The organism is Vibrio sp. Y10_XG_PY6 (assembly GCF_024181795.1).
GTDB classification, from domain to species: Bacteria; Pseudomonadota; Gammaproteobacteria; order Enterobacterales; family Vibrionaceae; genus Vibrio; species Vibrio diabolicus.
The window spans coordinates 248,167-266,607 of sequence record NZ_JAMZAQ010000003.1 but is presented as its reverse complement, the minus strand read 5'-3'; the positions used below and the strand labels follow the sequence as shown (position 1 = coordinate 266,607).

Sequence of the window (18,441 nt, the reverse complement as noted above, 5' to 3'; positions counted from 1 at the left end):
ACGTCTCTAATCTTTGGTCTGAAATTATATGGAGTTGGCAATAGCACTTTTGTTGAATTCAGTACTAGACAAAAACCAGTCTAACTTTTGAGACAGTCGCACTACCTCTCCGACAACAATCAAAGATGGCGATTGTGCTTCCTTCGATAAATCAGAGAGTTGGGAGAGCTCTCCCGTAAATACTTTTTGTTGGATCTGCGTACCACGCTCAATAATGGCAATCGGAGTCGACGCAGAACGACCATGCTTAATGAGTTGATTCTGAATATAGTGTGATTTCATCAGCCCCATGTAGATCACTAAAGTCTGATTCCCACGCGCCAACGTGGACCAATCCATCTCATCGCTTTCTTCTTTCAAGTGGCCGGTCACAAAGATGGCCGATTGCGCGTAATCGCGATGAGTCAGTGGAATCCCAGCATAGGCCGTTGCGCCAGCTGCCGCGGTAATGCCAGGGACGACCTGAAAACGGACGCCTGCATCAGCAAGCACTTCCAGCTCTTCACCGCCACGACCGAATACAAATGGATCACCACCTTTAATGCGCACTACTTTGTAGCCCTGTTTGGCAAAGTCCACCAATAGCTGGTTCGTCTTCTCCTGCGGCACACTGTGATGCCCAGCTCGTTTCCCAACGCACACTAAAATCGTATCGCTTGGGATCAAGGCCATGATTTCTTCAGACACCAAGTAGTCGTACAAAACCACATCGGCTTGCTGCAAACAGTTCAATGCTTTCACCGTAAGAAGTTCAGGATCACCAGGTCCTGCACCTACTAAGGCGACTTCACCAGGCTGTAGCGATTGCTTTGCAAAACGAGTAACACCAGCTACTGGGTTGTCAGAAACTAACCGGGGCTTTGGTTTAGGAAAAGAAGTGACTGAATCGTTCGTTGCCATGTGCTTGCTCATCGTCCATTGATATCGTTATGCAAGCATTATGGCGGGGCGTTTATATTACCTGAAATTCTAAAATTTCATTTTTTATTCAAAAATCTGCTAAGAAGTTTTTGTTTGGTCTCATTCAAAAGCGTGAAAAAGTCGGCGGTTAATATGAATAAGGTTCAGTAAACTGATTTCTGTTCACAGTTTTCTGTATCTTTATCATTAAGTTGCACCAGCGTTTGATACATTACGCGGTACGATTCCCCCTTCCCATTGAATTGGAGCACCAAATGAAAGTGGCAGTTCACCCTATTTCCCTCGCAGTGTTAAGTGGCATGCTAACGCTTGCGGGCCCTGCGATGGCCGATACCATCAAGCTTCGTATTATCGAAACCACCGACATTCACACCAACGTGATGGATTACGATTACTATAAAGACCAACCATCACAGCAAATCGGTCTTAGTCGCGCCGCGACCATAGTGAAACAGGCTAAGTCCGAGGCAGAAAACACGGTATTAGTTGATAACGGCGACTTAATTCAGGGCAGCCCAATGGGTGATTACATGGCTGCGAAAGGGATTAACGCTGGCGATGTGCACCCAGTCTACAAGGCGATGAACCAACTAGACTACGATGTGGGCAACATTGGCAATCATGAGTTCAACTATGGCCTAGACTTTCTACAAAAGACGTTGGCGGGCGCTAACTTCCCTTACATCAACGCAAACGTATTTGATAAAAAAACCGGTAAGCATTACTTCAAGCCTTACCTGATCAAAACCCACACCTTTAAAGACACAAACGGCGAAGCGCATCAAATAAAAGTGGGTTATATCGGCTTTGTACCACCACAAATTATGGTGTGGGACAAGAAGAACTTAGAAGGCAAAGTCTTTGCTAAAGACATTAAGGAAACGGCAGAAAAACTCATTCCTCAAATGAAGAAAGAAGGCGCAGACGTGATTGTGGCGATTCCACACTCGGGCATTTCTACTGACCCATACAAGCTTGGCGCTGAAAACTCAGTTTACTACCTCACAGAAGTTGAAGGTATTGATGCGATTGCTTTTGGCCACTCTCACGCGGTCTTCCCAGGGAAAGACTTTGCAAACCTACCTGGTGTTGATACCGAGAAAGGGACCATCAATGGTGTGACGTCAGTGATGCCTGGTCGCTGGGGAAGTCATGTAGGTGTGATGGATTTGATGCTGAAAGAGGAAGACGGCAGATGGCAAGTAGTTGAAGGCCAAGCAGAAGCACGCCCTATCTTCGATAAAGTAAATAAGAAGTCATTAGCTAAAGCCGATGAAGGTATTGTGAAAGCGTTAGAAGAGGATCACAAAGGCACTCGTGAATTTGTAAACCAACCAATCGGCAAAGCAAATGATGTCATGTACAGCTTCTTGGCATTAGTGCAGGACGACCCAACCATTCAGATCGTTAACCTTGCTCAGAAAGATTACGTGGAACGCTTTATTCAAGGCGACCCAGATCTCGCTGACATTCCAGTATTGAGTGCCGCAGCACCATTTAAAGTCGGGGGGCGTAAAAACGATCCGAATAACTTTACAGAAGTCGAATCCGGTCAGCTCACCTTCCGTAATGCTGCCGATCTTTATTTATATCCCAACACCTTAGTCGCGATGAAAGTGAAAGGTAAAGAGGTTCGCGAATGGCTAGAGTGCAGCGCGGGTCAATTCAACCACATCGACATCAACAATCCTGAACCACAATCTTTGATTGATTGGGATAATTTCCGTACGTACAACTTCGATGTCATTGATGGGGTGAACTACCAGATCGATATCACCCAACCGCCCAAATACGATGCGAGCTGCAAAGTGATTAATCCAGATTCTCAGCGTATTGTGAATCTGACATTCAATGGTAAGCCAGTTGATCCAAAACAAGACTTCATCATCGCAACTAATAACTACCGTGCTTATAGCAATACCTTCCCTGGTACGGGCCCAGACTTTATTGCGTTTGACGCACCAGATGAAAACCGCTCTGTCGTCGCCGCTTATATTTCTCGCGTGAGTGAAGAAAAAGGTGAAGTGACACCAAGCGCTGACAACAACTGGTCTTTCGCACCGATTAAATCCGATAAAAAGCTAGATATTCGCTTCGAAACGTCTCCTAGCGATAAAGCGGCGCAATTCATTAAAGATAAAGGTCAATACCCAATGAAACGTGTCGCGACTGACGACATTGGTTTCGCGATTTACCAAATCGATCTGAATAAGTAAGGCTGATTTGACAACAACGCTAAGCGGCTCTCATGAGCCGCTTTTTTGTTATCAATAAAACCCGTTAGAATAAAGAAAACCGTTTCTGAGTTATCACATGCACAGCGATCTTTTTTCAGACTTAGTCAATCATGGCTTCTTAGACACAGAAGCAAACCAACTTATCGAAAATGGTGAGTTACTCGAACTGCCTACGCGCCACATTCTTAACCACCAAGGAGAGTTTAGCTCGCACCTTTACTTCATTATTGAAGGCTTATGCCATGCAAGCTATCTCACTGAGCAGGGCAAAGAGTTCAGTAAAGAATTTTATTGGGAAAAAGACTGGGTTATCGGCTTTGAGAGCATAATTAAGAACCAACCTTCGCCTTACTTATTGGAAACGCTGAGCGCTTGTCAGCTATTTTGCTTACCAATTGAAACGTTGCATCAATGGCGAGCAGAAAAACACGCCATTTACTTAAAGCTACTCGAAAACCAACTGGTTAATAAAGAGAACAAAGAACGCTTTATGCTGCTCTACTCGCCAGAGGAACGATACCAATTATTTTGCGCCCACTACCCAGACTTAAAGCTACGTATTACCGATAGCCAAATAGCTGCTTATCTTGGGATCACGCCTATCAGTTTGAGCCGAATTAAAGCGCGCTTAACTAAAGATCACACATCCAAGTAAACTCGAAAAAGAAAAGGCTCTTCAAACGAAGAGCCTTTCTATGCTATTTAAGCTATTTAAGAAGCCGCGCCCGGAACTGACGCCCTTTCATCTTGCCATTACTAATGGTTTGTAGAGCCTTTTTGGCAGCTGACTTCTCGACCGCAACGTAGGCGCGCATCGGGAAAAGGTGAATCTTGCCAACTTGAGAGCCTGGGATACCATTTTTTCCCGTCAGACATCCTAAGATATCACCCGGTCGTACTTTCTGTTTCTTACCACCATCAATGTTAATCGTCACCATCTTCGCTTGGTATGGCTGCTGATTTGATTTGGCAGGCAATGTTGCTGGTACCACGTCCATATCCAGGTATTCTTCAATACGAGCTACACGCAAACCGTCTTTCTCTCCAAAGAAGCTGAACGCCAAACCTTTACTACCCGCACGGCCTGTACGACCGATACGGTGTACATGAACCTCAGGATCGCGCGATAGCTCAAAGTTAAAGACTGCATCAAGGTTATCTACGTCCAAACCACGCGCCGCGACGTCTGTTGCGACAAGGATAGAAACACTCTTGTTAGCAAACTGCACCAATGCTTGATCGCGTTCACGCTGTTCTAAGTCCCCATGGATATCGATAACGCTGAACCCTTTGCGATGCAACTCATCTGCGACACTTTGCACTTCTTTTTTGGTATTGCAAAAAACCACAGCGGACTCTGGTTGGTGAGTCAGTAGCAAGTTCGCCAACGCTTCATCACGCGCTTCCGAGCTTTCAACTTTATAGAAATGCTGAGCAATGCTTGAGGTATCGTGCGTCGATTCCACCTTAATCACTTCAGGCGTCTGCATGATACGCTGCGCAATTTGCTCAATTTTCTCTGGGAAAGTAGCACTGAAAAGTAGAGTTTGACGCTGCTTTGGCGCTGCATCAATAATCGCATCTAATGCGTCTTGGAAACCCATGTCCAACATGCGATCAGCTTCGTCCAGCACCAAAGTATTCAGCTCGCTAAGGTTAATTCGGCCTTTCTCAAGGTGATCCAAAATACGGCCAGGTGTGCCGACTAGGATATGCGCACCATGCTCCAGAGAACCAATTTGTGGCCCCATTGGCATCCCACCGCAGAGAGTAAGCACTTTAATATTATGAATGCCACGACCTAAAGTACGAATTTCCTTCGCGACTTGATCCGCAAGCTCACGAGTTGGACACAATACTAATGACTGGACACGAAAACGTTTGACGTTAAGGTTCGATAAAACACCCAAACCAAATGCAGCGGTTTTACCTGAGCCCGTTTTACCCTGCCCGATGACATCACGATGTTTTAGGATTGCAGGCAAACTCAAAGCTTGAATTGGCGTCATGTGGGTGTAGTTCAGGGAATCAAGTGTGGCGAGTAACGCTGGGTTTAGCCCGACTTGATCAAAAGTTTGTTTGCTCACGGGAATATCCTCAGGTGAGATGAAAAGAGGGCACATTATCACCAGATTTGGTGGGAAAACCAGTGATAATTAACCTTTGTTAATGAGTATGAGTACAAAACAAAGTAAAGTCAGTCACTCTACTCTCATGACGGATGACAACATGCTCACTTGGATTACTTTGCCCTTTGCTCAACTGACAACCACACAATTGTATACAATGATGAAATTACGTGTGGATGTATTCGTCGTTGAACAAACCTGCCCTTATCCTGAACTGGATGGCAAAGACACACTGGAAGGTGTTTATCATCTAATAGGTTACCACGGTGATGAACTAGTTGCTTGCGCACGATTGCTACCCGCTGGCACGACGTATGACAATGTGAGCATTGGTCGAGTCGTCACCAAACAAACTGCGCGTGGTGATGGTCTGGGACATAAGTTGCTGAAAGAGGCATTAACACAGTGTGAAATATTGTGGCCAGGACAGACGATTGATATAGGAGCTCAAGAGCATCTCATCCAGTTTTATGCGAGTCATGGATTCAAAGTTATTTCTGATCGCTACCTAGAGGATGGTATTCCTCATGTGGATATGCGAAAAGAAGCCGTAGCGATATAACGCGTTCATTGCTAGGTTAACTAATTTAGAGATAAACTAAAAAGACGCGATACCTTCGCGTCTTTAGTTCATTTGAAGCATCTACTTGTTGCGCCCAAAGGTCCCATCCGATAAGCGGAAAAACATGACGGACCGGCCGCTTTTTTCTAGTTGCAGCATATCCAACTCGCCTTCATCGCTAAGCTTAAAGCGAATCAATTGTCCTTGTTTAATTTGGCTCAGCGGCTTATCACTGCCTTCGATTTTTACTAGAGCGCTAAGATCCGCCATCGAGAGCTGATTACTTCTGAAAACCTGCGCTAACGTGTCGCCATTTTTAACCGTGTACTCTTTCCAGTCTTCGGATTTCGGCCCAGAATTCTGAGAGGTTCTTTGCTGGCTTAAACTCTGTGCGTTCAGCTGAATCGCTACGCGCTGATGATCGACCTCAGCTTGCTCAACTGATTGTTCTGTTTTATTCGGCAAAGGAATAACAAGGAGTACCAGAATCAATGGTACTAAAACCATCAAAGCTCGTTGATGGAATTTCGGTAGGCGCAGCCAAAACTGCTTAACAGGCTGTATACGCTCCAACCACTGCTCTTTGTTGAACGGCTGCTTCCAGTCGATAGCAGCGAATTTTTGTTTAACCAATTCGACATAGTCGACTTGCTGCTTTTTCTTTCTGCGACGATTCATTTTAATGAGTCCCTTAATACTTCTACTGCCAGTATAAAAATACCGACGCGGAGAGTATATGTTTTTCACTAAACTAAAATGGAATTTGGATTAAATTAGCAGAAATTTCACTTGGAGTAAGAGATAAGTCACACCCTGGCCGCCTCAATTAAGCATTCAGTCGCAATCATTTAAACCTAAGCTCGAAACTGATATCCTGTTGCCTTTATCACTCCTAACAAGAGCGACATTCATGTCTGAAATTAAATTTGAAACTGCAGAACAAAAAGCAAGCTACGGCATTGGTCTGCAAATGGGTCAGCAACTTGCAGGTTCTGGTCTTGAAGGTCTTAGCGTTGATGCTATCGCAGCGGGTATTGCAACAGCACTAACTGGTGACATGCCATCAATCGAAATTGATGAAATCAACAAAGCACTACAAGAACTTCACACTCGTGCAGAAACCGCTCGCCAAGAAGCAGCGAAAATTGCAGCAGCAGAAGGCGAAGCGTTCCTAAAAGACAACGCACTACGCCCTGAAGTTAACGTTCTAGACTCTGGCCTTCAGTACGAAATCATTTCTGAAGGTACTGGTGCAGTTCCAACAGCAGAAAGCTCAGTTCGCGTTCACTACCACGGTGAGCTAACTGACGGTACTGTATTCGATAGCTCTGTATCTCGCGGTCAACCAGCTGAATTCCCTGTTACAGGCGTAATCAAAGGCTGGGTAGAAGCACTACAACTAATGCCTGTTGGTTCTAAGTGGAAACTATACGTACCACAAGACCTTGCGTACGGTGAGCGTGGCGCTGGTGCAGCTATCCCTCCATTCGCAGCACTAGTTTTCGAAGTAGAACTACTAGATATTCTTTAATTGAAACCATTTTCAATTATGATTTAATAAAACGGCGCATTAGCGCCGTTTTTTTGTCTAAACTGAATAGACTTTCTCACCTCTAAACCTTTCATTCTGATAGCCTTTAAAACAATAAAATCACGTTAAAAACGCTCAACCTTCGGAGGTACTATGCGTAAAACACTCCTGACTCTGGCACTCTTATCAATGAACATTGGTAGTGCACACGCATTCTTAGATTCCGTCACGCAAAAAAGTAAAGAAAGTGGCCTAATGGATATGGTAGGTAGTAGCCTGAACACTGAATCATCTCCATTGACAGACATGCTAACTAGCCAATTACCTGTATCTACAGAACAAGCGGCTGGAGGTAGTGGCGCACTACTCGCTTTGGCTCAAAGCCAGCTTTCACAAGAAAATAGCAGTGAATTACAGTCTTTGATTCCTGGGCTTTCAAACTTGCAAGGAGCACAAAGCTTACTGGGGAATATTGAGAATATTAGTGCAGTAAAAAGCGCTTTTGACACGCTGGGTTTAGATCCCTCTATGATCAGTCAGTTTGCTCCAGTAATCTTGGATTACTTGAACAAGCAAGGCGCTAGCGAGGGACTTCTAAGTTCGTTGGGCGGGTTGTGGAATACTAGTAAATAAGCGCAAGTGATAATCACTTTTTAAATTGCCAGTCTGCATGGAGTAAAATAAATGCAGGCTGGATATAAAGATTTACTGAATCGCAGATACAAAAAAGCCGAGCTAACGCTCGGCTTTCTCGTTCTTACGAACTGATTACTCAGCAGCTTCTTCAGCAGCTGGGCGATCTACAAGCTCAATGTAAGCCATTGGAGCTTTATCACCAGCACGGAAGCCAGCTTTTAGGATACGAGTGTAACCGCCCTGACGAGCAGCAAAACGTGGACCTAGTTCGTTAAATAGTTTTGCAACTACTTCGTTGTCACGAGTACGTGCAAATGCTAGACGACGGTTAGCAACACTGTCAGTCTTAGCTAGTGTAATCAAAGGCTCAACTACGCGACGTAGCTCTTTTGCTTTTGGCAAAGTAGTCTTGATAACTTCATGACGTACTAGAGAGCTAGCCATGTTGCTGAACATCGCTTTGCGATGTGAGCTGTTGCGGTTGAGTTGACGACCACTCTTACGATGGCGCATGACCTAATCCTTCTAACTAGTATCGATTAATCTTCAGCGATTGATGCAGGTGGCCAGTTTTCTAGGCGCATGCCCAGAGACAGACCACGTGACGCAAGTACGTCTTTAATCTCAGTAAGAGATTTTTTACCAAGGTTAGGCGTTTTAAGTAGCTCAACCTCAGTACGTTGTACTAGATCACCGATGTAGTGAATCGCTTCTGCTTTCAGACAGTTAGCAGAGCGAACTGTTAGTTCAAGATCGTCTACAGGACGCAGTAGGATCGGATCGAATTCTGGCTTCTCTTCTTTCTCCTCAGGAACTCGTACATCACGAAGATCTACGAATGCATCCAATTGTTCAGCTAGGATTGTAGCTGCACGACGGATTGCTTCCTCAGGTTCTAGAGTACCGTTTGTTTCCATATCGATAACAAGCTTGTCTAGATCAGTGCGCTGTTCTACACGAGCTGCTTCTACAGCGTAGGCAATTTTGTCTACTGGGCTGTAAGTAGCATCTACTAGTAGGCGACCGATTGGACGCTCGTCTTCTTCGTTATGGATACGCGCAGAAGCTGGAACATAACCACGACCACGTTCTACTTTAATACGCATTGCGATTTCAGCGTTGTCATCCGTTAGGTGACAAATAACGTGTTCAGGGTTAGCGATCTCTACATCACCATCATGGGTGATGTCACCTGCAACCACAGGGCCCGAGCCTGATTTGTTCAAAGTAATGAACACTTCATCTTTGCCTTCAGCAACACGCACTGCCAAACCTTTAAGGTTTAGAAGGATTTCAAGAATATCTTCTTGTACACCTTCTTTAGTGCTGTACTCGTGAAGTACGCCTTCGATTTCTACTTCTGTCACTGCACAACCAGGCATAGAAGATAGAAGAATGCGGCGAAGTGCATTACCCAGAGTATGACCAAAGCCACGCTCTAATGGCTCAAGAGTTACTTTTGCGTGAGTCGAGCTGATTTGTTCGATGTCAACTAGACGTGGCTTAAGAAATTCTGTTACAGAACCCTGCATTGTGTCCTCTCTTTAGTTTAAACCTTACTTAGAGTAAAGCTCGACGATCAATTGTTCGTTGATGTCAGCTGATAGATCAGAACGCTCAGGCATACGCTTGAATGTACCTTCCATCTTGCCACCATCTACTTCAATCCAAGTTGGTTTTTCACGTTGTTCAGCAACTTCTAGAGCAGCTTTAATACGAGCTTGCTGTTTAGCTTTCTCGCGAATAGAAACAACGTCATTAGCCGCTACTTTGAAAGAAGGAACGTTTACAACTTTACCGTTTACTAGGATAGCTTTGTGGCTAACTAGCTGACGTGCTTCTGCGCGAGTTGCACCAAAGCCCATGCGGTAAACTACGTTATCAAGACGACCTTCAAGAAGCTGAAGTAGGTTTTCACCAGTGTTGCCTTTTAGGCGAGCAGCTTCTTTGTAGTAGTTACGGAATTGTTTTTCTAGAACGCCGTACATACGACGTACTTTTTGCTTCTCACGAAGCTGAACGCCATACTCAGATAGACGACCGCGACGAGCGCCGTGTACACCTGGTGCGTTATCAATTTTACACTTGGTATCGATCGCGCGAACACCAGACTTAAGGAATAAGTCAGTGCCTTCACGACGGCTAAGCTTCAGCTTAGGACCCAAATATCTTGCCATGATTCTTCTCCAATTGTCCTAGAAACGTTATACGCGACGTTTCTTAGGTGGACGACAACCGTTATGAGGGATTGGTGTAGCATCAACGATGTTTGTGATGCGGAAACCAGCGGCGTTTAGTGCACGAACAGTAGATTCGCGACCTGGACCAGGACCCTTAACCATAACTTCCAAGTTCTTTAGGCCGTATTCTTTAGCCATTTCAGCACAACGCTCAGCAGCAACCTGTGCAGCGAACGGAGTAGACTTACGAGAACCACGGAAACCAGAACCACCTGCAGTAGCCCATGCAAGAGCGTTACCTTGACGGTCAGTAATGGTTACGATTGTGTTATTGAAAGAAGCATGGATGTGCGCAACGCCATCTGCAACTTGCTTGCGTACGCGCTTACGAGCGCGAGTTGGTTGTTTAGCCATTGTACTCTACCTTCCCGATTATTTCTTGATCGGCTTACGCGGACCCTTACGGGTGCGAGCGTTGGTTTTAGTACGCTGTCCACGTAGTGGTAGACTGCGACGATGACGAAGACCACGGTAACAGCCAAGGTCCATAAGACGCTTGATGTTCATAGATACTTCACGACGTAGATCACCTTCTACAGTGTACTTAGCTACACCATCACGCAGTTGATCGATCTGCTCTTCAGTTAGTTCACTGATCTTAACATTTTCAGCAATACCCACTTCAGCTAGGATAGCTTGAGAGCGAGTTTTACCGATGCCGTAGATCGCTGTTAGAGCGATTACTGCATGTTTCTGATCAGGAATGTTAATGCCTGCTATACGGGCCATTATTCACTCCTAAGTGTTTCTATAAAAGAATTAGCCGCAGCAAAGCCCGTTATGGATACGCTGCGGAATACTACTTCTTTTGCACGCAAAAGGTAGGCCGAGGAATATACTCGACCCAACCTTCATTTTCAAGTAAAAATTTCTGCTAATTAGCCTTGGCGCTGTTTGTGCTTTGGCTCACTGCAAATCACGCGAACGACACCGTTACGCTTGATTACTTTACAGTTACGGCAGATTTTTTTAACGGAAGCACGAACTTTCATTGCTAAACTCCGTAAATGAAACTGAGTCTACCGCCGGATTAACGGCCGTAGCCTTTCAGATTCGCTTTCTTCAACACAGAATCATACTGTTGAGACATCAGATGAGTCTGTACCTGTGCCATAAAGTCCATAATTACAACAACTACGATTAGTAGCGATGTACCGCCGAAGTAGAAACGTACGTTCCACGCGACCATCATGAACTCGGGAATCAGACAGATAAAGGTAATGTACAGTGCACCAGCAAGGGTTAAACGTGTCATTACTTTATCAATGTACTTCGCTGTCTGCTCACCTGGGCGGATACCGGGTACGAATGCACCAGACTTCTTCAAGTTATCTGCTGTTTCACGCGGGTTGAAAACCAACGCCGTGTAGAAAAAACAGAAGAAGATAATTGCTGCTGCATAAAGCATTACATACAACGGTTGACCTGGGCTAAGAGCCAAAGACACGTCAGTTAACCAACCGAACGCGCTGCTCTCGCCGTTTTGACCAAACCACTGAGCCAATGTTCCTGGGAACAAGATAATGCTTGATGCAAAAATCGCTGGAATTACACCTGCCATGTTAATTTTAAGAGGCAGATGCGAACTTTGTGCAGCAAATACTTTACGACCTTGTTGACGCTTAGCGTAGTTAACGACGATTCGGCGTTGACCACGTTCCATGAAAACAACGAAGTAAATGACTGCAAAAGCTAATACCGCGATTAGCAACAGAAGAAGTACATGCAATTCACCTTGACGCGCTTGCTCGATTGTTTGACCGATTGCAGAAGGCAATCCAGCAACAATACCTGCAAAAATCAGTATCGAAATACCGTTACCAATTCCTCGCTCTGTAATTTGTTCACCTAACCACATTAAGAACATGGTACCGGTTACTAAACTTACGGTCGCAATTAGCGTAAACATGGTTTGGTTGATAACAACCAGATTGTCGACCATGTTTGGTAGGCCAGTTGCAATACCTATAGCTTGGAAGGTTGCAAGTACAAGCGTGCCGTAGCGTGTGTATTGGCTGATCTTACGACGGCCTGCTTCACCCTCTTTTTTGAGTTCAGCTAACGCTGGATGAACTACAGTTAGCAATTGGACAACAATAGATGCCGAAATATACGGCATGATGCCCAATGCTAATATAGATGCACGCTCAAGAGCACCACCGGAGAACATGTTAAACATTTCAACGATGGTACCTTTTTGCTGTTCGAACAAATCGGCAAGTACAGCAGCGTCAATACCAGGAATCGGCACAAAGGAGCCGGCTCGGAATACTAAAAGTGCACCAATTACGAATAACAAGCGCGACTTTAGTTCACTTAAGCCGCTCTGAGCACTACGAAAATCTTGTCCTGGTTTCTTAGCCATCTGTACCTCGTTCCTCGAGATTATTCCTCGATTTTACCGCCTGCAGCTTCGATTGCAGCTTTAGCGCCTTTAGTCACACGTAGACCTTTCACAGTCACTGCTTTGTTGATTTCACCAGAAAGAACAACTTTTACAAATTCGATGTTCTTAGTGATGATGTTAGCAGCTTTAAGACTGTTTAGATCAACTACGTCACCAGAAACTTTCGCTAGCTCAGCTAGACGAACTTCAGCAGACACTAGGCTCTTACGAGAAGTGAAACCAAATTTTGGTAGACGTTGTTTCAGAGGCATCTGACCGCCTTCGAAACCTGGACGAACACTGCCGCCAGAACGTGATTTTTGACCTTTGTGACCACGGCCACCAGTTTTACCTAGGCCTGAACCGATACCACGACCTACTCGCTTCGCAGAAGTTTTCGCGCCAGCAGCCGGTGCTAGAGTATTCAAACGCATTCTGATTACTCCTCAACTTTAACCATGTAGTAAACCTTGTTGATCATACCGCGAATACACGGAGTATCTTCAAGTTCTACTGTGTGGTTGATTTTACGAAGACCTAGACCGCGCAAAGTAGCTTTGTGCTTTGGCAGACGACCAATTGAGCTTTTAGTTTGAGTTACTTTAATAGTTGCCATGGTGTTCTTACTCCGAAATAGATTCAACAGTTAGACCACGTTTAGCAGCAACCATTTCTGGTGACTTCATGCTACCTAGTGCATCGATCGTTGCACGAACGATGTTGATAGGGTTCGTAGAACCGTACGCTTTAGATAGTACGTTGTGTACACCAGCAACTTCTAGTACTGCACGCATCGCACCACCTGCGATAACACCAGTACCTTCTGCAGCAGGCTGCATGTAAACTTTAGAGCCCGAATGGCGACCTTTCACCGGGTGGTGAAGAGTGCCTTCGTTTAGAGCGATCGTAGTCATGTTACGACGCGCTTTTTCCATTGCTTTTTGAATCGCTGCAGGTACTTCACGAGCTTTGCCGTAACCGAAACCTACACGACCATTACCGTCACCAACTACTGTTAGTGCAGTGAAGCTCATGATTCGACCGCCTTTAACCGTCTTAGATACGCGGTTAACTGCGATTAGCTTTTCTTGCAAATCATTCGCTTGAACTTGTTGTTCTTTAGCCATCTTCCAACCCTACCTTAGAATTTCAGACCAGCTTCGCGAGCAGATTCTGCTAGCGCCGCTACTCGACCGTGGTATTGGAAACCAGAACGATCAAATGCAACTGCAGTTACGCCCTTCTCAAGAGCGCGCTCAGCAATAGCTTTACCCACTGCTTTAGCTGCATCAACGTTACCAGTGTATTTCACTTGCTCACGGATCGCTTTTTCTACAGTAGAAGCTGCTGCGATAACCTCAGAGCCGTTAGCCGCGATAACCTGTGCGTACACGTGACGAGGAGTACGGTGTACAACTAGGCGAGTCGCACCCAGTTCTGCAATCTTACGACGTGCACGTGTAGCACGACGGATGCGAGATGCTTTCTTATCCATAGTGTTACCTTACTTCTTCTTAGCTTCTTTAGTACGCACATTTTCATCTGCGTAACGAACACCTTTGCCTTTGTATGGCTCAGGCTCACGGTAAGAACGAATGTCAGCCGCAACTTGACCAACTAGTTGCTTGTCAGCACCAGTGATCACGATTTCAGTTTGGCTTGGACATTCAGCTTTAATACCCGCTGGCAACTCGTGCTCAACTGGGTGTGAGAAGCCTAGTGTTAGACCTACAGCGTTGCCTTTGATAGCAGCACGGTAACCTACACCTTTAAGAGTTAGCTTCTTAGTAAAGCCTTCAGTAACACCAACAACCATGTTGTTAACTAGAGCGCGAGCAGTACCTGCTTGAGCCCATGCGTTAGCAACACCTTCTTTAGGACCGAAAGTCAGGTTATTTTCTTCCTGAGCGATTACAACTGCATCGTTAAGAACGCGAGTTAGTTCGCCTTTCGCACCTTTTACAGTGATTTCTTGGCCGTTTAGTTTCACCTCTACGCCAGCTGGAATAGCGACAGGTGCTTTTGCAACACGAGACATAGTCTACTCCTTATTAAGCTACGTAAGCGATGATTTCACCACCAAGACCTGCTTTACGTGCAGCGCGGTCTGACATAAGACCCTTGGAAGTTGAAACGATAGCAATACCAAGACCACCCATTACAGAAGGAAGTTCATCTTTCTTCTTGTAAACACGTAGACCTGGACGAGAAACACGTTTAAGTTGCTCGATTACTGGTTTAGCTTGGAAGTACTTAAGTGTAACTTCTAGCTCAGGTTTTGCTTCGCCTTCAACAGCGAAGTCAACGATGTAACCTTCAGCTTTTAGTAGTGCAGCAATTGCAACTTTAAGCTTTGAAGAAGGCATTTTTACAGCAACTTTGTTTGCTGCCTGACCGTTACGAACGCGGGTCAGCATATCCGAAATCGGATCTTGCATGCTCATATGATTTACTCCAAATGATTAAGTGGCAATTACCAGCTAGCCTTACGAAGACCCGGAATCTCGCCTTTCATGCAAGCTTCACGAACCTTAATACGGCTTAGACCGAACTTACGTAGGTAACCGTGTGGACGACCAGTTTGGTTGCAACGGTTGCGCTGACGTGATGCACTTGAATCACGTGGAAGAGATTGCAGTGTAAGAACCGCGTTCCAACGATCTTCTTCAGATGCGTTTACATCGCTGATGATAGCTTTTAGCGCTGCACGCTTTTCAGCGAACTTAGCTACTAGCTGTGCACGTTTAGCTTCACGTGCTTTCATTGATTGTTTAGCCATAACAGTAACCCTTCACCTTACTTACGGAATGGGAAGTTAAAGGCAGCCAGCAGAGCACGGCCTTCCTCATCAGTACCAGCAGACGTCGTAATAGTGATGTCTAAACCGCGTACACGATCAACTTTATCAAAGTCGATTTCCGGGAAGATGATTTGCTCGCGAACGCCCATGCTGTAGTTACCGCGACCGTCAAAAGACTTAGCGCTAACACCACGGAAGTCACGTACACGTGGAAGAGCGATGTTAATTAAACGCTCAAGAAAATCCCACATACGTTCGCCACGCAAGGTTACTTTACAACCGATAGGGTAGCCTTCACGGATTTTGAAACCTGCAACAGATTTGCGCGCTTTTGTGATAAGTGGCTTTTGACCAGAGATCGTTGCCATATCAGACGCTGCATTTTCTAGCAGTTTCTTATCGTTGATTGCTTCACCAACACCCATGTTTAGGGTGATTTTCTCGATTCTAGGGACTTGCATGACGCTTGTGTAACCGAACTGTTTGGTCAGTTCAGCGACTACAGACGACTTGTAGTAATCATGCAGTTTCGCCATAGTAGAACTCCAAATTACTTCTATTAGTTAGAAACGGTTTCGCCGTTAGACTTGAAGAAACGAACTTTTTTGCCGTCTTCAAAACGGAAACCGATACGGTCAGCTTTACCAGTAGCTGCGTTGAAAATCGCCACGTTAGAAACGTCGATTGCTGCTTCTTGCTCTACGATACCGCCTTGGATACCCATAGCTGGAACAGGTTTCTGATGCTTCTTAACTAGGTTGATACCTTCAACGATAACTTTACCAGTTGCTAGAACCTTAGTTACTTTACCTTTCTTGCCTTTGTCTTTACCAGCAAGAACGATTACTTCGTCATTACGACGGATTTTAGCTGCCATTTCTACGTGCTCCTTACAGAACTTCTGGAGCCAGTGAAACGATCTTCATGAACTTATCGCCACGAAGTTCGCGTGTCACAGGACCAAAGATACGTGTACCGATTGGTTGCTCAGTATTGTCGTTTAGCAATACGCAAGCATTTCGGTCGAAGCGAATGACAGAACCGTCAGGACGACGTACGCCTTTACGGGTGCGCACTACCACCGCCTTCAGAACATCACCTTTTTTAACTTTACCGCGAGGGATTGCTTCCTTCACAGTAACTTTGATGACGTCACCGATATGTGCATAACGGCGGTGAGAGCCACCCAGAACCTTAATACACATTACGCTGCGTGCGCCTGAGTTATCAGCTGCGTCCAGCATACTTTGCATTTGGATCATGTTAGTGCTCCGCTAAATATTAATAACTAGACCCATCACGGGTCGGGCTGCCTCTTTAAAAGGGACGCGAATTGTACCACCCTTTTTTGTGATTGGGTAGTCAAAAAATAAACGGCTCCAAAAATATTTTGGAGCCGCTTTAGTTTCATAGAATTAACGAGATTAAATCTTCGCCTTTTCTAGAACTTTTACCAAAGTCCAAGACTTAGTCTTAGACAGTGGACGACACTCTGCGATTTCAACTGTGTCGCCTAGGCCACACTCGTTGTTCTCGTCATGTGCGTGTACTTTAGTCGTACGTTTTACGTATTTACCGTAGATTGGGTGTTTTACGAAACGTTCGATAGCAACAGTGATAGACTTGTCCATCTTATCGCTAACAACACGACCTTGTTGAGTACGTTTTACTTCGCTCATTATGCGCCTGCCTTTTCAGTCAAAACAGTTTTCACACGTGCGATATCACGGCGTACAGCTTTCAGAGTATGAGTTTGCTGTAGTTGACCAGTCGCAGCTTGCATGCGCAAGTTGAACTGTTCACGTAGCAAATTCATTAGCTCAGCGTTAAGCTCTTCAACGCTTTTCTCGCGTAGATCTTGTGCTTTCATCACATCACCTGCTTAGTTACAAATGTAGTTTTGAAAGGCAGTTTACGTGCCGCAAGACGGAACGCTTCACGTGCCAATTCTTCAGGTACACCACCCATTTCGTACATAACCTTACCAGGTTGGATTTGGGCTACCCAGTACTCAACGTTACCTTTACCCTTACCTTGACGAACTTCAAGTGGTTTTTCTGTGATTGGTTTGTCTGGGAACACACGGATCCAGATTTTACCTTGACGCTTAACGTGACGTGTCATTGCACGACGTGCCGCTTCGATTTGACGAGCAGTTAGACGACCACGGCCAACAGCTTTAAGACCGAATTCGCCGAAGCTTACATCAGTACCTTTAGCTAGACCACGGTTACGACCAGTCTGAACCTTACGGAACTTAGTACGTTTAGGTTGTAGCATCTGTCGACTCCTTACTTACGGCCTTTACGCTGCTTCTTAGGCTTGTCGCCTTTAGGCTCTACAGCGTTAGCTGCTGGCATACCACCTAGGATTTCACCTTTGAAGATCCAAGTTTTAATGCCGATCACACCGTATTGAGTGTGAGCCGAAGAAGTTGCGTAATCAATGTCAGCACGTAGAGTGTGTAGAGGCACACGGCCTTCACGGTACCACTCTGAACGTGCGATTTCAGCGCCGCCTAGACGACCGCTTACTTCCACTTTGATACCTTTAGCGCCTAGGCGCATAGCGTTTTGTACTGCGCGCTTCATAGCACGACGGAACATAACACGACGCTCTAGCTGAGACGCGATGCTGTCACCAACAAGTTGCGCATCTAGTTCAGGCTTACGTACTTCAGCGATGTTAATTTGCGCTGGTACACCTGCAATTTTAGCTACAGCTGCGCGTAGCTTCTCAACGTCTTCACCTTTCTTACCGATAACAACGCCTGGACGAGCAGTGTGAATAGTCACACGGATGCTCTTAGCAGGACGCTCGATAACGATACGTGATAGAGACGCTTTTTTCAGTTCACTTGTAAGGAACTGACGTACCTTGAAGTCGCCGTCTAGGTTGTCAGCGAAATCTTTGGTGTTAGCAAACCATGTAGCATTCCAAGGCTTAACGATGCCTAGACGAATACCATTTGGATGTACTTTTTGACCCATTGCTTACTC

The 18,441-nt window shown here is 45.4% G+C and carries 29 protein-coding genes; 5 read left to right on the top strand and 24 right to left on the bottom strand.

Features of this window, described 5'->3' with window-relative positions; genetic code table 11:
- Positions 1-24: 24 nt before the first annotated feature.
- Positions 25-900 carry a uroporphyrinogen-III C-methyltransferase gene (gene cobA, locus NL644_RS17355; protein WP_031780800.1) on the bottom strand — a complete coding sequence of 292 codons (876 nt, stop codon included), beginning with the start codon at positions 898-900 and terminating at the stop codon, positions 25-27.
- Between the two features lie 275 nt (positions 901-1,175).
- Between cobA and cpdB the strand changes: the two genes are divergently transcribed.
- Positions 1,176-3,137, top strand: a complete 1,962-nt coding sequence (gene cpdB / locus NL644_RS17350; protein WP_181869499.1) for a 2',3'-cyclic-nucleotide 2'-phosphodiesterase — start codon at positions 1,176-1,178, stop codon at positions 3,135-3,137.
- A gap of 97 nt (positions 3,138-3,234) precedes the next feature.
- A complete protein-coding gene (locus NL644_RS17345) occupies positions 3,235-3,813 on the top strand; it encodes a Crp/Fnr family transcriptional regulator (protein WP_012841168.1) in 579 nt (192 codons plus the stop codon).
- Positions 3,814-3,865: 52 nt separating this feature from the next.
- Here the strand turns inward: NL644_RS17345 and dbpA are convergent, their stop codons facing one another.
- The gene (gene dbpA, locus NL644_RS17340) at positions 3,866-5,245 is read right to left on the bottom strand and encodes an ATP-dependent RNA helicase DbpA (protein ID WP_114323090.1); all 1,380 of its coding nucleotides are present in this window, start codon (positions 5,243-5,245) and stop codon (positions 3,866-3,868) included.
- A gap of 142 nt (positions 5,246-5,387) precedes the next feature.
- Between dbpA and NL644_RS17335 the strand changes: the two genes are divergently transcribed.
- Complete coding sequence (locus tag NL644_RS17335) at positions 5,388-5,849, top strand: GNAT family N-acetyltransferase (RefSeq protein ID WP_046874180.1); 462 nt, start codon at positions 5,388-5,390, stop codon at positions 5,847-5,849.
- An 81-nt stretch (positions 5,850-5,930) separates the two neighbouring features.
- Here NL644_RS17335 and NL644_RS17330 read toward each other — a convergent pair whose 3' ends face one another.
- Positions 5,931-6,527, bottom strand: coding sequence for a LysM-like peptidoglycan-binding domain-containing protein (locus NL644_RS17330; protein WP_046874056.1), 597 nt, complete (start codon positions 6,525-6,527; stop codon positions 5,931-5,933).
- A 232-nt stretch (positions 6,528-6,759) separates the two neighbouring features.
- On the opposite strand from NL644_RS17330, the gene NL644_RS17325 reads away from it, so the two are divergent.
- Entirely contained in the window at positions 6,760-7,380 is a 621-nt protein-coding gene (locus NL644_RS17325; protein ID WP_005392370.1) for an FKBP-type peptidyl-prolyl cis-trans isomerase, read from the top strand.
- 153 nt (positions 7,381-7,533) lie between these two features.
- Positions 7,534-8,013 (top strand): DUF2780 domain-containing protein, encoded by a 480-nt coding sequence (locus NL644_RS17320; protein WP_012841172.1) that lies wholly within the window; start codon positions 7,534-7,536, stop codon positions 8,011-8,013.
- Positions 8,014-8,148: 135 nt separating this feature from the next.
- Here the strand turns inward: NL644_RS17320 and rplQ are convergent, their stop codons facing one another.
- From rplQ to rpsC, 21 genes are all read right to left on the bottom strand, one after another.
- Positions 8,149-8,529, bottom strand: a complete 381-nt coding sequence (gene rplQ, locus NL644_RS17315) for a 50S ribosomal protein L17 (RefSeq protein WP_005383141.1) — start codon at positions 8,527-8,529, stop codon at positions 8,149-8,151.
- 26 nt (positions 8,530-8,555) lie between these two features.
- Positions 8,556-9,548 carry a DNA-directed RNA polymerase subunit alpha gene (rpoA, locus tag NL644_RS17310; protein ID WP_005383143.1) on the bottom strand — a complete coding sequence of 331 codons (993 nt, stop codon included), beginning with the start codon at positions 9,546-9,548 and terminating at the stop codon, positions 8,556-8,558.
- Between the two features lie 24 nt (positions 9,549-9,572).
- Positions 9,573-10,193 (bottom strand): 30S ribosomal protein S4, encoded by a 621-nt coding sequence (gene rpsD / locus NL644_RS17305; RefSeq protein ID WP_005383146.1) that lies wholly within the window; start codon positions 10,191-10,193, stop codon positions 9,573-9,575.
- A gap of 27 nt (positions 10,194-10,220) precedes the next feature.
- On the bottom strand, positions 10,221-10,610 hold the full coding sequence (gene rpsK / locus NL644_RS17300; RefSeq protein ID WP_001118870.1) for a 30S ribosomal protein S11: 390 nt from the start codon (positions 10,608-10,610) through the stop codon (positions 10,221-10,223).
- Positions 10,611-10,628: 18 nt separating this feature from the next.
- Complete coding sequence (gene rpsM / locus NL644_RS17295) at positions 10,629-10,985, bottom strand: 30S ribosomal protein S13 (protein ID WP_005383154.1); 357 nt, start codon at positions 10,983-10,985, stop codon at positions 10,629-10,631.
- A gap of 149 nt (positions 10,986-11,134) precedes the next feature.
- Positions 11,135-11,248 (bottom strand): 50S ribosomal protein L36, encoded by a 114-nt coding sequence (gene rpmJ / locus NL644_RS17290; protein ID WP_000868186.1) that lies wholly within the window; start codon positions 11,246-11,248, stop codon positions 11,135-11,137.
- Between the two features lie 38 nt (positions 11,249-11,286).
- Positions 11,287-12,621: a preprotein translocase subunit SecY gene (gene secY / locus NL644_RS17285; protein WP_005379562.1), complete on the bottom strand. Its 1,335-nt coding sequence runs from the start codon at positions 12,619-12,621 to the stop codon at positions 11,287-11,289.
- 20 nt (positions 12,622-12,641) lie between these two features.
- Complete coding sequence (gene rplO, locus NL644_RS17280) at positions 12,642-13,076, bottom strand: 50S ribosomal protein L15 (protein ID WP_005383155.1); 435 nt, start codon at positions 13,074-13,076, stop codon at positions 12,642-12,644.
- A gap of 5 nt (positions 13,077-13,081) precedes the next feature.
- On the bottom strand, positions 13,082-13,258 hold the full coding sequence (gene rpmD / locus NL644_RS17275; protein WP_005379565.1) for a 50S ribosomal protein L30: 177 nt from the start codon (positions 13,256-13,258) through the stop codon (positions 13,082-13,084).
- A gap of 7 nt (positions 13,259-13,265) precedes the next feature.
- A complete protein-coding gene (gene rpsE / locus NL644_RS17270) occupies positions 13,266-13,769 on the bottom strand; it encodes a 30S ribosomal protein S5 (protein WP_004745894.1) in 504 nt (167 codons plus the stop codon).
- A gap of 14 nt (positions 13,770-13,783) precedes the next feature.
- Positions 13,784-14,137, bottom strand: coding sequence for a 50S ribosomal protein L18 (rplR, locus tag NL644_RS17265; RefSeq protein ID WP_005379568.1), 354 nt, complete (start codon positions 14,135-14,137; stop codon positions 13,784-13,786).
- 9 nt (positions 14,138-14,146) lie between these two features.
- Complete coding sequence (rplF, locus tag NL644_RS17260) at positions 14,147-14,680, bottom strand: 50S ribosomal protein L6 (RefSeq protein ID WP_005392377.1); 534 nt, start codon at positions 14,678-14,680, stop codon at positions 14,147-14,149.
- A 13-nt stretch (positions 14,681-14,693) separates the two neighbouring features.
- Complete coding sequence (gene rpsH / locus NL644_RS17255; protein WP_005379572.1) at positions 14,694-15,086, bottom strand: 30S ribosomal protein S8; 393 nt, start codon at positions 15,084-15,086, stop codon at positions 14,694-14,696.
- 29 nt (positions 15,087-15,115) lie between these two features.
- Positions 15,116-15,421: a 30S ribosomal protein S14 gene (gene rpsN / locus NL644_RS17250; protein ID WP_012841173.1), complete on the bottom strand. Its 306-nt coding sequence runs from the start codon at positions 15,419-15,421 to the stop codon at positions 15,116-15,118.
- A 17-nt stretch (positions 15,422-15,438) separates the two neighbouring features.
- Positions 15,439-15,978, bottom strand: coding sequence for a 50S ribosomal protein L5 (gene rplE / locus NL644_RS17245; RefSeq protein WP_005379573.1), 540 nt, complete (start codon positions 15,976-15,978; stop codon positions 15,439-15,441).
- Between the two features lie 23 nt (positions 15,979-16,001).
- Positions 16,002-16,319 (bottom strand): 50S ribosomal protein L24, encoded by a 318-nt coding sequence (gene rplX / locus NL644_RS17240; RefSeq protein ID WP_005379574.1) that lies wholly within the window; start codon positions 16,317-16,319, stop codon positions 16,002-16,004.
- A 13-nt stretch (positions 16,320-16,332) separates the two neighbouring features.
- Positions 16,333-16,704: a 50S ribosomal protein L14 gene (rplN, locus tag NL644_RS17235; protein ID WP_004410450.1), complete on the bottom strand. Its 372-nt coding sequence runs from the start codon at positions 16,702-16,704 to the stop codon at positions 16,333-16,335.
- A 162-nt stretch (positions 16,705-16,866) separates the two neighbouring features.
- Positions 16,867-17,121 (bottom strand): 30S ribosomal protein S17, encoded by a 255-nt coding sequence (gene rpsQ / locus NL644_RS17230; RefSeq protein ID WP_005379575.1) that lies wholly within the window; start codon positions 17,119-17,121, stop codon positions 16,867-16,869.
- On the bottom strand, positions 17,121-17,312 hold the full coding sequence (rpmC, locus tag NL644_RS17225; RefSeq protein ID WP_005379576.1) for a 50S ribosomal protein L29: 192 nt from the start codon (positions 17,310-17,312) through the stop codon (positions 17,121-17,123). Before rpmC ends, rpsQ begins: the two co-directional genes overlap by 1 nt.
- Positions 17,312-17,722 (bottom strand): 50S ribosomal protein L16, encoded by a 411-nt coding sequence (gene rplP / locus NL644_RS17220; protein WP_005379577.1) that lies wholly within the window; start codon positions 17,720-17,722, stop codon positions 17,312-17,314. Before rplP ends, rpmC begins: the two co-directional genes overlap by 1 nt.
- A gap of 11 nt (positions 17,723-17,733) precedes the next feature.
- Positions 17,734-18,432: a 30S ribosomal protein S3 gene (gene rpsC, locus NL644_RS17215; RefSeq protein WP_005383161.1), complete on the bottom strand. Its 699-nt coding sequence runs from the start codon at positions 18,430-18,432 to the stop codon at positions 17,734-17,736.
- Positions 18,433-18,441: the final 9 nt, after the last annotated feature.